Annotated in this window: 5 protein-coding genes; all 5 read right to left on the bottom strand. The window is 39.7% G+C overall.

The annotated features are described in order from the left end of the window. Positions 1–211: 211 nt before the first annotated feature. The 5 genes from WJR50_RS17915 to WJR50_RS17895 all read right to left on the bottom strand — a co-directional run bounded on the left by WJR50_RS17915 (position 212) and on the right by WJR50_RS17895 (position 15,332). On the bottom strand, positions 212–4,198 hold the full coding sequence (locus tag WJR50_RS17915; RefSeq protein ID WP_341294680.1) for a PAS domain S-box protein: 3,987 nt from the start codon (positions 4,196–4,198) through the stop codon (positions 212–214). Between the two features lie 114 nt (positions 4,199–4,312). Continuing rightward, on the bottom strand, positions 4,313–5,551 hold the full coding sequence (locus WJR50_RS17910) for a T9SS type A sorting domain-containing protein (protein ID WP_341294679.1): 1,239 nt from the start codon (positions 5,549–5,551) through the stop codon (positions 4,313–4,315). A gap of 26 nt (positions 5,552–5,577) precedes the next feature. Next, on the bottom strand, positions 5,578–6,762 hold the full coding sequence (locus WJR50_RS17905) for a sigma-54-dependent transcriptional regulator (RefSeq protein WP_341294678.1): 1,185 nt from the start codon (positions 6,760–6,762) through the stop codon (positions 5,578–5,580). 512 nt (positions 6,763–7,274) lie between these two features. Beyond that, positions 7,275–8,798 (bottom strand): PorP/SprF family type IX secretion system membrane protein, encoded by a 1,524-nt coding sequence (locus WJR50_RS17900; protein ID WP_341294677.1) that lies wholly within the window; start codon positions 8,796–8,798, stop codon positions 7,275–7,277. A 30-nt stretch (positions 8,799–8,828) separates the two neighbouring features. Then, positions 8,829–15,332, bottom strand: a complete 6,504-nt coding sequence (locus WJR50_RS17895) for an Ig-like domain-containing protein (RefSeq protein ID WP_341294676.1) — start codon at positions 15,330–15,332, stop codon at positions 8,829–8,831. Positions 15,333–15,916: the final 584 nt, after the last annotated feature.

The raw sequence follows: 15,916 nt of genomic DNA, 5'->3' as shown, positions 1-15,916 counted from the left end.
TGTGCGCATAATACTTTTTCCTGCTATATTAAGTTGCTATTCAGCAGGTAATCAAGGCTACTTCACAGGACGGATACTTATTAACGACAGAATAGAAATTAGTAAAATCAGTGGACAGATTAGGAATAAGCCCAAATATCATCCATAGGGCTTTTCAATATGCTAAAAATTTTTTTCCAAATAATGTTAGTGCCAAATTCATTTTAATTAGCTACTGAATACTTTCTTTCTCATTTTCCACCAAGTTATCAATTATGGACTGTACAATTTGTATTTCATTTTCAAGTGACACTATTAATTCTTTTACTACAGCACCTTCAAAAACATTTATCGTTTCCAGGTTTTTTGAGATACCTGAAATTTTGGGGATATTAGCTGAAGCAGTTACCCCCTTCAGCCTATGTCCTAAATGTTTAAGAGTATGCAAATCTTCGTTTTTATAGGCATGCTGCATTTCCCTAAATGTATCCTTCAACTGTAAAGAAAGCTGTTGAATTATTTTTAAAAACATCTCTCCTTGTAGTCCTGTCTTTTCTTTAAAAGTTTGAAAATTAAAATGTTCTTTTTCAATTATTGGTGGTGCTAAATCATTTTCATTTTCCAGGAAACCTTCTCTTCCCATATTGAGCCATTTTCTTATTACATTCCTTAAGGTCTCCAATACAATCGGCTTACTGATGTAGTCGTCCATTCCAGCTTGAATACAAAGTTGATATTCTTCCGGTGTAGTACCAGCAGTCAATGCTATAATTGGTGTAGGATTGGTATTTTCCATTGTACGAATCCTTTTGGTTGCTTCTATACCACTCATTCCCGGCATTTGCACATCCATTAGCACCAGATCTGGTTGATGCTTATGAAATAAGTATATTGCCTGCTTACCATCTTCCGCTTCAATTACCTGAACATTAGGCATTAAATTGCTAACCATGCTTTTGGCTAACAACATATTATATTTAACATCATCAACAATTAGTATTTTATATGGGTAAGTTGTGCAGAGACTTATCTCATGATGCGATTCATTGCCTGTTTTTTCCATTTTTTGAGTCTGTATACGATTTAATGCCGCATACAACTGTTCAATAGATATTGGCTTACTAATTTTACTTTGAACGTCTAATGACTGGCATAACTCTTTTAGAACCGGAGCATCATTAGAGCTATGTAAAAGTATTATGGGGAGCTCTGTTGCATCAATTTTCAATCCTTCCCTGATTTGTCTAATTACTTCTATACCATCCATATATGGCATGATGTAATCGATTATAACGAGATCAAAGTCATTATTTTTTGAAATTCTATCAAGTCCTGCAATCCCATGTTCTACTATTTCGGTTTGAATATTTTTTAGGGCTAACATTTCTTGCAAGATAATACCATTGTGCTTGTTATCATCTACAATAAGTACTTTCTTAAATTCATTTTCTTTACTCCAGGAAACCAAATCATCCTCAGCTGTATCAACCAAAATTGTAAAAGAGAAACGGCTTCCCTTGCCTGGCGTACTTTCAAGTTCAAGCCGAGAGTCCATGAGTGAAAGTAACTTATTTGATATAGTTAGTCCTAATCCAGTTCCTCCATACTTACGAGTAGTAGAACTGTCCTCTTGTCCAAATGCTTCAAATATTTTCTTCTGATTTTCCGCAGAAATTCCTATTCCAGTATCTCTTACTGAGAACTCTATCTTGGTTTTTTCTCCAAACTTACCAAGTATATGTTTTAAAGAAAGCTCAATTTCACCCTCGTGAGTAAACTTGGTTGCATTGCCCAACAAGTTGATAAGGATTTGTTTGATTCTAATAGAATCAATCCAGGCATACCTGGGGGGTAAGTCTGATGATAAATTTAAAAGTAATTCTAACCCTTTTTGGTTGGCATTGTATTTCACAATTTCGGTTACATGAGAAACGAGCTCCCATAGATCAGTTTTTTCAATGGAGAGCTCAAGTTTACCAGCTTCTATTTTAGAAAAATCAAGAATATCATTAATCAAATCCAACAGTGAATTGGCAGAATGGTGAATTGCCTGCATGTATTGAAACTGTGAGTCATTCAGTTCAGTTTTTATAAGCAAATCACTAAAGCCAATAACACTGTTGAGGGGTGTACGGATTTCATGACTCATATTCGCTAAAAACTCAGATTTAGCATTACTTGCTGACTCAGCAAGCTTTTTTGCTCCCAGCATTGCAGCCTCATTATTCTTTCTGTGGGTTATATCATTAATTTGAGATACGAAATGAACAGGCTCTTCATTGTCATTTCTTACCAGTGAAACTGAAAGTAATCCCCAGATGATGCTTCCATTCTTATGAAAATACCTTTTTTCCATCTGATAACTTACAGATTTTCCAGAGAGTAACTCCTTGACATGTTTAAGGTCATTTTTGAGATCATCAGGATGAGTAATATCCTGAAAACCTAATTCCATTAGTTCTTCATTGGTATAACCTATCATTTCACACAAGCTAGCATTTACTTTCAACCATTTGCCATCCAGACCTACCAGAGCCATTCCATTAGCGGAATTTTCAAACGCTCCTCTAAACCTTTCTTGACTAATCTGAAGTTCTTCCTCTTTAACCTTTTCAGAGTCAATATCTTGAAACATACCGTACAACCTCTTACACTTACCATTTTCAAATTCAGAAATTCCAATGGCTCTCACCCATTTTAGATTATTTTTAGCAGTAAGGATTTGCAGTTCCAGGTCATATGAAACACCTTTTTGGATAGCATCATTTGCAGCTTTCAAAATTTTCTCCCTATGTAGATCAGGAAAAAAACTTAAAGCAGTTTCCATGTCAGGCAGATAGTCCTCATCTACTTCATGTATCTCTTTCGTAACATCACTCCACGTAGGAATATTTTTTTCTAAATCTACTTCCCAGGTTCCTATTCGTGCGATTCTATTTGTCTTATCTAATAATTCTTTAAATTGGGACAACTTTGCTTCGTAGTTTTTGCGCTCTGTGATCTCCAGATGAGAACCAGCCATCCATAATGGTTTCCCCTCTTTTGTCCAACTCATAACTTTTCCTTTGTCCAGTACCCAGACCCAATGACCCTCTTTATGCTGCATGCGGGCTTCACACTCATAAAAGTCATTCTCTCCTGCAAAATGTTTTTGCAGAAGTTCATTTGACTTTTTCAGATCATCTTTATGTGTAAATTTAATCCAAGTATCAATTGAAATGGGCTGAAGTTCATCTAATCTGTAACCCAGTATTTCTGCCCACCTACTATTGAAGATGGTTTCACCTGTCTGAACATTCCATTCCCATGTACCTGCATTAGTGCCCTGAATAATATTATCAAATCTTTCCTTTTTTTCGCGAAGCTTTTCTTCAGTTTGTTGATTTTCTGTGATATCTCTTGCTATAGCATACAATAAATGAGTGTCTTTCTCAGGTGTGGCTACCCACTGCAAATTTTTATATGTACCGCACTTTGCAAGAAACCGGTGAGTAAAGGACAAAGTATACTTTCCTTGCGCCAGTTTTTTTATTTCATCATGGGTAGCAGCAAGGTCATCAGGGTGAACAAAATCAAAAAATGACCTCTCTAGGAGTTCATTTTCACTCCACCCCAATAACTGTTCAAATGCCGGGTTAATAATTTTAAAAAATCCATTCGTTTCAGCAACACAGATCATATCTATAGATAACTGAAAGAGTTTTTCATATGCTTCAAGTCGCTCTTTTTCTTTTCTTGAGGTAATTTGATCAGTAATTTCCTGCGCTAAGGTCTTAAGTGTAAACTGCTGGACTTTTGTTAATTTACTGGGTTTAATATCCATAACACATAAAGTCCCCAAAATAAACCCATTGGGATCAATCAGCGGAAAGCCTGCATAAAAACGGGCTTTTGTACCTTCTGTTATTGGAGGACACTTTTTAAAACGTTTGTCTGTAAAAGTATCATTAACTTCCAGAAGATCATTTTTCAAGATGGTAAATTGGCAAAAAGAATGATCTCTGGGAATCTCATCAAGTTCAAAGCCTACTTTAGATTTAAACCATTGTCTGGTTTCATCAATTAGGCTTATAAAAGCTAAGGGTTTTTCACATATCGCTGAAACTAATTTCGTAATACGATCAAACCTCTCCTCTGCTTGGGTATCCAGTATATGATAATCATGTAATGCAGCAATTCTCTGATTTTCATTAATTGGCAAAGGATAGGTATTTTTCATCTTTTAAAAGGTTGAATCTTTCACAGATTTGAAGTACTTGAGACTAAACTTATTTTTGATGACATTTATTAAAGCACCTGAAGCATATAGTCATGTGCTATTTTAGAATCCTGCTTAATTTTTGATCAGTTTGAAGGGCTTAGATTGATACTTGGGATGTATTAATGTTACTAAATATGTGCCGTTCTTGATCGGATGATTTTCCTGGAAATCAATTTTATTCATACCCGCATAAGCCTGCTCTTTTCTGCTTGCTACAAGTGCACCATTCATATCTGTCAGTTTTAAAGTAACCTCTCCACTTTCGGGAATATCAAACTCAACAGAAAAAGAATACTGAAAAGGATTAGGCCCAAAATTTACAATGCTTAAATCCTGATCTAACCCAATTTTACTATTATGATGGACAGTGACGATATCAAAATACTCAAATTGACCATCAAAGTCGGTTTGCTTCAGCTGGTAAAAGCTCTGGCCAGTCAGAGGTTTTCTGTCAATGAATTCATAGTCCAGTACCTTATTGCTATTGCCCACTCCCTTTATTGTACCGATTGCATGGAATTGTTTTCCATCAGCACTTCGTTCAATAGTAAAAAAGTCATTGTGAATCTCCTGGGCAGTTTGCCAGCTGAGCACCACATTATTATCTATTGATCTAGCTTTAAAGTACGTCAGGGTAATTGGTAAGGTAGTAAAAGTATTATCTTCTAATATTTCAAATACACCCTCATATTTAGTTTGAAGATCAGTCATGCTTTGTTGGGCACCAGATGCATCTGTATTACCAGTAATACTGCCATTCACGAACAATTCACCTCCTCCGCTTCCATCATAACTATCTTGTGTATTTGTAGGGAAATCCATATTCCCTGCTACTGCGATAACCCCTCCATTACCTACGGTAATCTTATTATCTGCGGTAAAATTACCAGTAATAATAAGCACCCCTCCATCAGCTACTGTTACGTTGGATTTATTACCCATCGTTAGATTACCAATTATGAGCAAAGTATCTGTAACAATTAAGTTCTTACCTGATCCTGAACCACTTGCATAGCTTAGGTCACCATTTCTGGTTACAAACTCAAAGATTTCAATATTAGAATTAATACCAGTAGTTGGAGGAGTAATCCCACCATTCCAAGTAATAGCTTCTTCCCAATTACCTTTAGTGATAGAGTAAAAATCTGGTGGTGCAGCTTCACTATCTTTTTCTGCTCCCAGATTAAGATAAATAAACACTCCAATGGCTACGAGTATCGCTAATGATATTCCAACAACAGTATATACCATTATTTGCTTTCGCTGCATTCTGGGAGATATGCCAGATTTTAATTTTCTTCTTGATTTCATATTTTTAGCGGTATAGCCCAGTTTTTTTATGCAATGGATGGAGAAAATAAAAGATCTTCACAGCCAATTTTTTCTCCTTCACTGATTAGTGCAGCTCTTTCAATGAAGGATTTTAATTCTCGTATATTACCGGGCCACGAATGTGAAACGATTGCCCCAATAGCGTCCTTGGTTAAAGTTTTTGGAACAAGATTATTTTTTTCACAGAATTGATTTAAGAAATAGTTTGCCAAAAGAATTACGTCATTATCTCTTTTTCGAAGAGGGGGTAATTCTACAATAAAGCCTTGCAAACGATAGTACAGGTCTTCACGAAACTTTCCTTCTTTCACCCTTTGAGCAAGGTTTTTATTGGTCGCAGCCAAAATTCTGGCGTCTATACTAATTTCTTTATTACTCCCTATTCTACTAACTGTACTCTCCTGTAGTACCCTTAATAATTTGGTTTGAAGATTGATATCCATTTCACCAATTTCATCAAGTAAAATTGAGCCTCCATTGGCTTCTTCAAATTTTCCAATTCTTCTACTGATTGCCCCGGTAAAAGCTCCCTTTTCATGACCAAAAAGCTCACTTTCAATTAAGTCTTCTGGAATAGCCGCTACATTTACTGCGACAAAGGGTTTTCTTCTACGAGAAGAGTTATAGTGTATAGATTTGGCAATTACTTCTTTACCAGTACCACTTTCACCCGTAATCAATACCTGAACATTGGTTTTTTCAATTTTTTGTAATAATCGTATCACCTTCAAAATCGCAGGGCTATTACCTATAATTGATGAATAGTGATGCCGGTCTATAATCTGGTCTCTTAACTCTTCTACTTCTTTTCTTAAGTTTATATGGGATTTAAGTTTAGCTACATACTGCTCTAATTCAATAAAAGCATCTTCATTTTTTATGATGTAATAATCTGCCCCATTTTTATAGGCTTCTACCGCTACTCCTACTTCCTCCTGCCCTGAGATGATAATAGTAGCAATATTACTATTGTACCTAAGGGTCTTTTTTAGTATTTCTAATCCACTTATGCCGGGAAGGTTAAAGTCTATAGTGACTATATCTGGGCTCTTATGAAGATGATTAAAATATTCTTCTCCAGAGGAAAATACAGTAACTCCAAATTCATTATTTTTTTCAAGCGTAAGCTTAATCATCTCCCCATAAAACGGATCATCTTCAATACAAAAAATATTAATTAAATCTTTCATAAGCACCATATTATTGAACTCTATATAGAGTAACAATAATAGAAACAGGACTTATTAAATAAATGACAATTCCTTAAATAATCTTATTAAGTAACTATTTCTTTAGCTTTGAATATATCCATTCTTATGGCATGAGGATAAATGTTTTTTTATAAAGTTACTTAGTATAAAACTATTTCTGTACAACTTAACTTACTCATAAAGTAATAAAAACTAAGCCGACATATTTGCCTGATTAATACTGAGAAACCTACTTTTATTCTATTTCTCCTCCCACCTTAATTCATTAAAATTTACTACAAAAGCTATTAAAGGATTTTAAGAATAGAATTAACGAAATGAATATTATAGAATTAAAGGGGTACAAAAAATACCAGGTTTGACAACTCATGAAATCATTGTATGAAGACCAAGCTAGTGTTGCAGAAATAAGCAAAGGTTACCCCTTTTTACAATAAAAAAACCTTCTCTTCATAGTTTCTTTGAAGAGAATGTTTTTAGGAAATTTTACCTTATTTATTTTCAATAATTCGGAATTCAACTCTGCGGTTGATACTTCTGCCTTCTTCGGTGGTATTTTCGGTGATAGGTTGAGTCTCCCCTGCACCGCTGATGAGTATACGAGCACTATCCACATTTTTCTGTAGGAGGAATTGCTGCACTACTTTGGCTCTTTCTATGGATAAAGCTTTATTCCGTTCCTCACTACCAACATTGCAGGTATGACCGATAAGTTCCACCTTCAACCACTCATTACTCCGCATGATCTCAGCAATCTGGTTTAAAAACTGCTTAGAACTCTGATCAAGCTCAGCAGTCTGAAACTCAAATCGTACTGTCTTCTCAAGGCTGAGCTTGTCCTTCTCGGCTAGCTGCATTTTCTTCTCTATCTTTGGCAGATTAGCGCTAGACGTTTCCATTGGACGGTTGTCGAGCTTTTCTACTGAAGCCGGTTTAGTCAGCGGAAACGGTTCAGGTTCTAGTTCTTCCTCTACTTTTTCCATCACCTTTTCTTCAATTACAACCTCTTTCTTCGGCTCCTTCTCTACTACTACAGGTGATTCAGGTTGCCGGATTTTACGGATGCGCAATGATATGGAAATCTCAAAGATACCAGTCTGAAGAGCAGTATTGAGCTCATTGGAGACAGGCTGATCATAAGAGGCAGCCAGGCTAAGGTTTTCCTGCTGATACTCAAGCGATACCACTCCTGCCTGGTTGGTATTGTACCATAAACCGAGAGCTACTTGTTGCTGCCTCTCACGGTTCATTTGATATCCCAGCCAGGAGCCTGCGTTCCAGAAGCTATTCTGAGCCTCCTGTACATAGCGAAACGTAGGCATGACTGAGAAACGTCCCTGACTATAAGCTCGGTAGCCAGCAGTGAGCTTCCAGGAAAGAGGCACCTGATCCTGTCCGTCAGTGATAAAGGAAGCATTAGGCTGATTAAAATTGAAGATAGAAGCCCCGGCAAAAGCTCTTAACTGTCCATCCGTACCTTTCCACTGCCAGTGCAGCCCGCCGCTACCGCTAAGGTAGCTGGTGGTATTATTAATCATGGTTTCTCCAGTGCCAGCACTAGGGTCAAATACTCCATCTACATACTGCTGATCGGTAGTAAAGTTAAAGCCGAGACTACGCTGAAAGAAACCTCCCTGGAAGCCCATACTCAATGAGCTTCGCGGGAATACCTGTATGCTGTATGCCAGCCCCAGCATACCGCTGTTGGTCTGTACGATGTCCGCAGAGCGGTCGTTGAGGAAGGCCGCACCTACCCCCAGGCGGTGATGTCCGACACGGATAGGCACATAGCCTGATAGCATGGAAGTCTGAAAGCTCTCACCTGCGCTGATAGTTTGGTTACGGTAGTTTGCAAAGATACGAGCGTCTTCCACAGTACCGATCATTGCTGGATTGGTCAGAAAAGGTGTCTGGTGATAAAGTGAGAAGTTTCCCTGCTGTGCCCAGGCTGCCGAAATGCAGACCATGAGAAACAGTAGCACTGCAAAAGATTGGCGAATATGTTGATGTATCATTATTCTGAATTAAAGATTTTGTGGTTTCTATTAGCGAAGTAGGCGGACAATACCAGACTTTCTACCCTGGACCAGAAGAGGTTGTCCACTGGTATATGTTCCTTTGATCACCCATATGTACATGCCCATGGGCTGTTTCTTCCCTGCGAAACTTCCGTCCCACCCCCGTTCCGTGATTTCTGTCCAGTCTGTAGAGTGAAATACTACATTATTGCTGCGATCAAATATGGTAAACTCTACATTGTTCACTCCTCCACCTCCGCGCAAAATGAAGCTGTCGTTATTACCATCCTCATTAGGCGTGAAAAGGGTAGGTAGAAAAAGCTCATTAGCGGTGATATTAAAAATGCGCACGACAGCAGGGGCCTCCTGATAAATTTCATTACCGGCTTGCCTTGCTGTTACAGTCACTTGCCCTATATTCTCTATGATGATTTGATTCCCTTCCAGACGTGCCACACCCTCAGCTGGCTCAGTGCTGATCGTAAAGACAATCGGCTCCCCAGAATCACCACCACTGGCTGTGAGTAGAATAGGTTCCTGGCCTACTTTTTTATCCTCCAGAGGAGCAAAGCTGATCTCCTGCGAAATTTTGCCTACGATGATGTTAAAGGTTACAGGCTCAGAAGTATCCACACCTCCATTGGCAGTTCCGCCATTATCATTGAGTTGTACTGTCACCGTGACAGTACCGCTGGCATCCTGTGCAAGGCTGAAGCTCAGATCCCCTCCAACTGTTATGGCCGGAGCTGTAGTGAAGAAGGCTGATTGATCATTACTTACTACAAAGCTGAGTTGCTGGACAGATTCATTGGCTGGACCAGCACTAATCTGACTGGCCCAACCTTCATAAAGATAGTCGGCTGCACCAGCCTGCAGGCTAATATTTTCTCCTTTCACAAAGGTGGGAACATCATTGACAGGGGTTACATCAATGTTAAAAGTAGCTACTTCTGATTTATTGATTCCTCCATTGACTGTACCTCCGTCATCCTGTAAATAAGTATTGACGGTCACCGAACCATTGACATTATCTGCTACTGCAAAGCTAAGGTTACCGCTAGCATCAATAGTTGGCAACTCTGCAAAGAAGGCGTCATTTGAAGTGGTAAGGACAAAAGTAAGTTGCTGGTCACTTTCATTTTCCGGACCGGCCACAATATCAGTAGCCCAATTGGAAAAGTTCTGTGAGCCGGCATCTTCTTCAATGCTAATATCCTGACCGGCTATGAATGAAGGCGCATCATTCACCTGAAGCACAGTCACAGCAACGTTAGCTGCAATACTAGTGTTCAGACCGTCGCTCACAGTAAGCTGTAAACTATAATCAGCAGTATTGCCATTCAATTCATCAGCGTCATCTACAGTAAGCTCTCCGGTTTCAGTATTGATTGCAAAAGTCGGGCTATTATCCTGATCAGTATCTAAGTTACCGGATAAGATTTTCCAACCTCCTAAAGTAGTAATAGTTACATCGCCATCAGTTGCGGTTATCTTGCCTAGGCTAATACCCTCCTCGCTGCCTTCTACTACTTCAAAATTCTGTCCGGCAGTAATGACTGGCTTAATGTCATTTTCGTCAGTCATTATAAGTGTGATTTGCTCGCTCTTGCTAGTATTGGTACCATCGCTTACGCTGACTTCCAACATAAAACCATCGGTAGTTTCACGGTCTAATTCCTCAGAGTCATTTACTGTGATTTCTCCTGTATTAGCATTGATGCTGAAGGCTTCCTCACTGTCACCATCCTGGTCAGGGTTACCAGAGATAATCTGCCAGTTCTGTAAGCTGGTTCCTGCATCCGCATCAGTAGCAGCTACTACCAGGATCGTACTCCCCGAACTAAGATTTTCTGAAAATACTAGCGACTGCCCGGCGGTCACTATAGGGCTGTGGTCGTCATCGATAATGGTAAGCGTTTGCTGCTGCTCGCTGGCTTCTGTAGCATTGCTTACAGCAACAATATCAATGATTACCGTTTCATCCTCCTCATCAAGGCTCTCATCCAGTAGATGGATAAGCATTTCATGACTGGTATAACCAGCCTCTATCAGCGCTGTGCTTTCAATTACACTATAATCAGTAAGTGCTTCAGCGGTACCTGAAAAGCCCAACTCTACTGTTACATCTTTACCAGCGGATTCAGAAAGAGTAACCGTCAGCTTTGCGGTCCCTCCATTTTCATTCAGGCTGAGTACATCCAGGCTGAGTGTGACCTCAGGTATCACTGAGTTAACCCAAACCTGACTGGTATTTCCTATGCTATTGAGTGTAAGGTCAGCCATATTGCCCACTTCATCCAGAATAGTTCCACCATTGAGCGCCAGTGTACCTACGCTGATTCCATCCAGATCTTTCTCTCCTACTTCCACTGTATAGCGAAAAGTAGTATGCGTAGTTCCGCTACCACTCACATATGCTGCTTTCACTTCTTTTCTACCAATAGTGATTGAAAGTTCAGGATTAGCTGTGATGGTCACTATCTCACTCCAATTGATGACAAAATCCAGAACTTCACCTTCAGTGTGAGTTTTGTTGGCAGGCATATCAACGCTGCTGATTACAGGCTCTACCGCATCTACTTTGATGCCGCCAGTAGCTCCTTCATTATTAAGGGTCAGGTCAGCGGTAAATACCCTGTCAGCGATATCTCCTCCGTTCAAGTCCAGTGTACCTATGGTTATGCCGTCAGTATCCAGATCTCCATTTTGTACTGTGTAGCGGAATACTGTGGCTGTACTACCACTACCGCTTAAATAATCAGCCTGTACTACCGAGCCTCCAATAGTCAGTGATAATTGCGGATTACCGGTTACATTCACACTTTCTGACCAGTTGACTGTAAAGTCCAGAGACTCTCCAGCTACATAGGTTCCATCAGTTGGCACATCCACACTGCTAACAGTAGGCGCTGTAGCATCATAAATAACATTGGTATGCGTAACATTTGCTTCTGGATTTCCCAGTGCATCCTGATAAGATAATTTGAAACTGTAGATCGCACCATCTACCAGAAAGTCATTAGGGTCTGAACTTACGGCACTGACCAGGGCATCATTGGAAATATCAGCAGGATCATAGGTAGTGGTATAGTTACCGCTGCTGGTCTGATCAAGGGTTAACACATGCGGAGCATTGGTATCCTCAGCACCTCCTGTACGGGAAATAGTCATCTTTACACTACCAGCCAGTGGAGCTTCAGGAAGATTAATATCTATATCAGTGAAGCCAGAAGACACACTACCATCACTGGCTGGGGTAGTGAAGCCGGGAGTGGCAGTAGTAGCATCGTAAGTTACAGTAAAAGCTGTTGCGGCAGTATTGTCTCGGCCAGCCTGATCAGTAGCTACTGCTGCAGCTACTTCAACCCTTACTTCCCCTTCAGCCGCAGGCGTAATGTCAGCTGTATAACTGATGTTATCACTGCTTTGCAGATTGCCTGCTACACCATTGGTCACGCTGATATCTCCCAGTGCAAAGCCACTTACTTCTTCGCTGAAAGTGAAGCTAACTTCAAAAGATGACTGATTTGTTGATGTGCTTTCTGTAGAATTGATTACAACTGTCGGAACGCCAGTATCGTAATAAATGCTGAAAGTAGCAGCTTCGGTATTTGCATTGCCTGAGACATCGCTAAAGGAACCAATAGCCACATCTACACTTATCTGCGCCTCTGTTGCAGGAGTAATGTCAGCAGTGAATGTAATATTATCACTGCTTTGCAAATTGCTTGCTACTCCATTAGTTACGCTGATATCTCCCAGCGCAAATCCACTTACCTCTTCGCTAAAGTTAAAGTCCACCGTAAAAGGGGAATTATCGGTAAAACCACTTTCTAAAGAATTGATAGAAAGCGTAGGTACAGTAGCATCATAAGTAATGCTAAACTGGCTAGCTGATTTGTTACCTAGTCCGTTGCCATCTGTAGCTACACCTCCGGCTATGCCTACTGTTACGATGCCATCTGCAACAGGCGTAATGTCTGCCGTGTAGGTGTCATCTGAGCCAGTGAAGTTACTCGCTGTGCCATTACCCACACTTAAATCGCCAATAACGAAGCCTGTTACAGACTCACTAAATGTTACAGTGATGGTAAAAGGACTGCTGTTGGTAGGATCAGTGCTGGTACTACTGATGATAGCGGTAGGTTCGGCATTAACCGTCAGCGTGGTGGTATAAGCAGATGCACTGGACTCTATTCCATCATTCACCTGAAAAGAAAAGCTGGAAGAAGTGCTCCCGGCTGAAAGGTATTTGAGCCTTCCTGCATCCAGATCAGCTTTACTGACAACACTGGCATCAGCAAGTGCCTCACCACCATCGGCAGTATTATTATCATTGCTATCTATGAAAAGTGTTCCGGAAGCCGGAGCGGCAACAATGGTCACATGATGCAACGGATCAGCATCCCCGTCACTGTAGGAAAAGTCTCCGGTAGCAAAAGCAAAAACACTACCTTCATTAGGAGTGACAGTGAAATCAGCGGAGGTTGGCGCCTGATTAGTACCGGTACCACTGATCACAAAGTTGTAGGGAGCTTCGTCGGCATCGTCATTGAATATCTGGATTGCGGCAGTTCTGGCACCAAGCCCTGAGGGATTGAAAGTTACTGTAAAAGCAGTACTTCCTGAAGCAGCTACTGATGATGATGGCTGAGAAGACACACTAAAATCAGCTGCATGTGTACCGCTAATTTCTACATACCCTCGTCCATTAAGGTCACTTAGTGTTAGAACTGAGTTTCCCAGGTTTTCTATAGTGAAGGTACGTACTACTGTACCAGCACTGACAGAAAGATTACCAAAATCAGTATGGTCACTAATATCAGTAGTTAAATCTCCATCAGCAATATTTACATTATTTCCTTTAACATTGATTTCAGGGGCTAGTCGTATAATTGGGCCTGAGCGGGTGCTTTCTACAGCAGTACCTGCATCAGTACCATCATTAGGAGTTACTTCAAAGCTGATATATTTATTCTCATCAGCGGCGGCCAGGACATAAGTCTGACTATTCGCACTAGCAATAGCAGTTTTGTTGAGTCCAGCAGCATTGTCTGAACGATACCACTGGAAGGTTGTGCCACTTTCAGGATCTGTATCTACATCAGTGTAACTATAGCTTCCGGTAAGTGTCTGACCCACTTCCAGTGTCCCGGTAAAACCAACAGATGATGCAGTGGGAGCGGTATTAGTGGATGTAGATACAACGTTTTGTCTAAGTAGCCAGGTATCGTACTGGGCACCACCCACCATATCATTCACCATAAAGCTAATATTACCATCAACATCTGCAAAAGTGACTATCTCGCCCCACTGATCAACCAGCGTAGGCATACAGGATGCATAGCTGCCTACATATGTTCCATTATTTTCATATACCTCTGCATAGGGAACATAACCTAAATTTGGTCCATAGCCTAAGTCATTGTATGAATATGAAAGATAAAATCTATCACCAGCAACTACTGGCTCACTGATTGAACCCCAGGAGTAAATTTGTCTTATTATTACCTGGCTCTTGGCTTCCGTACCATCATCATTATAAATTTTATAGGCAATGCTCCGGGACTCTGTTCCACTGGTGGGTTGTATTCTATAAACCAGCAAAAACTGCCCGGTAGATAAAGTTTTGATATGAGTGGTTTTATCCACGTGAGCCCCGGAAGTACCGGCAACTGCCGCAACAAATGAATTATTACCTCCGACCTGAATAGGAGTTGTGCCATCATTGTCAAATATCATGGCATAATAATTCAAATTATAGTGATCTATAAAGATCATAAACCTACCATTGTCATTAGCAGCAATATTATATGCGTATTGTGAACCTGATAGTCCCGCCAGACTAGTAAGAGATAGCTGGTTTGCATCTACAGCAACACCATTCTCAGTGAATCTGCGCATTGCATAATTGCTACCGTCTGTAGCCCATGTAAAAACAATATTTCCATTTGAAAGCTGTTCTACCTGCGTAAACCTGTTTAGGCTTCCTGCCAAAGTATTAATCTTGGTAGAACCAAGCACTTCAGTTCCGGATCGGTTTATGATTTTGAAATACACATCCGTAAAACCTTTGCCACTGGAAGAGGAGTACCAGGTCACCAGAAGGTTACCATTATCTAAACCTTTATATATAATTGCATCAGAATTATCATTAGTACGTGGTGAAATCGTAGTAGTAGGAGCAGGTGTTACTGTACCATCCGGTGCTATAAACTTATAGTGATTCTCATAGGTAAGGTAGTCAGTATATCCTACCAACAAATCTGTACCTGCTAATGAGACGTTTGGCCAGAAACTGTCTTCTGCTAAACCTACTTCAAGATCAGTCCTTGTATCCCCAAAGCTGGCACATGGATCCGCGAAAGTCTCACTCAAAGTTATTGGAGATCTGTATTTTGTAATAGTTTCTTTAGCGGGTATCCACCGGGCTATTGCCGAATTTTGATTAAGATAGCTCTGCCCAAAACCAGGAGATGTAGTGCCCCATAGGACTAATAGTAAGAGTAAGATAGTAATTTTTGATTTCATTCTTTTTGGGTTGATTACTCAATGATCGTTACTAATCGGAGATAAATCGTTTGAAACGGTAGGAAGGTGAGTAGGTGTTAGTCAATTATAACTTGTAAAAGAAATAGATAATATTCAGATTTATTTTTACCGATTAAGGCCGTAAAACTATTTCCTTTTTCAAATTCTTAATTTGGTATGTATGAGTAAAAATTACATGAGTAATGCTAAAAATTCTATTCAGGAAGTGGGTATAATCAGCTGAGGAATGAATACTATTAAAGTATTGAATTAGGAGCTATTTGATATAACTTTTCTAATTTTGAAAACACTTAATATTTATTTTTTTATGGGATAATACCCTTAATTATTATCATAAAGCTATATTTTTACAGAGGGTGCTTTAGCAAAATATAAAGTGAAATTTAATTATTTGCAGACTACCCCAATAGCGATAACTTGATAACTAGTTTTAGAATTAGGCTCAAACGTTAAGCTTGATAATATTTAGTCTCAAAAAGAATTCATTTTAATTTGTTAGAATCTCGAACCATGAAGAAAAAATAACATTGCAGGTATTAGCTACAGAGATAGGGGGGTAATAA

Origin of the sequence: Catalinimonas locisalis, from assembly GCF_038039535.1 — a bacterium.
Lineage (GTDB): Bacteria > Bacteroidota > Bacteroidia > Cytophagales > Cyclobacteriaceae > Catalinimonas.
The sequence above is the reverse complement of the archived record's forward strand: the minus strand, read 5'-3'. Positions and strand labels throughout refer to the sequence as shown.

What these genes read in the sequence shown, in the direction of transcription:
- WJR50_RS17895 (WP_341294676.1), bottom strand. Translation starts at nt 15,332, where the DNA reads ATGAAATCAAAAATTACTATCTTACTCTTACTATTAGTCCTATGGGGC.
- WJR50_RS17900 (WP_341294677.1), bottom strand. Translation starts at nt 8,798, where the DNA reads ATGATACATCAACATATTCGCCAATCTTTTGCAGTGCTACTGTTTCTC.
- WJR50_RS17915 (WP_341294680.1), bottom strand. Translation starts at nt 4,198, where the DNA reads ATGAAAAATACCTATCCTTTGCCAATTAATGAAAATCAGAGAATTGCT.
- WJR50_RS17910 (WP_341294679.1), bottom strand. Translation starts at nt 5,551, where the DNA reads ATGAAATCAAGAAGAAAATTAAAATCTGGCATATCTCCCAGAATGCAG.
- WJR50_RS17905 (WP_341294678.1), bottom strand. Translation starts at nt 6,762, where the DNA reads ATGAAAGATTTAATTAATATTTTTTGTATTGAAGATGATCCGTTTTAT.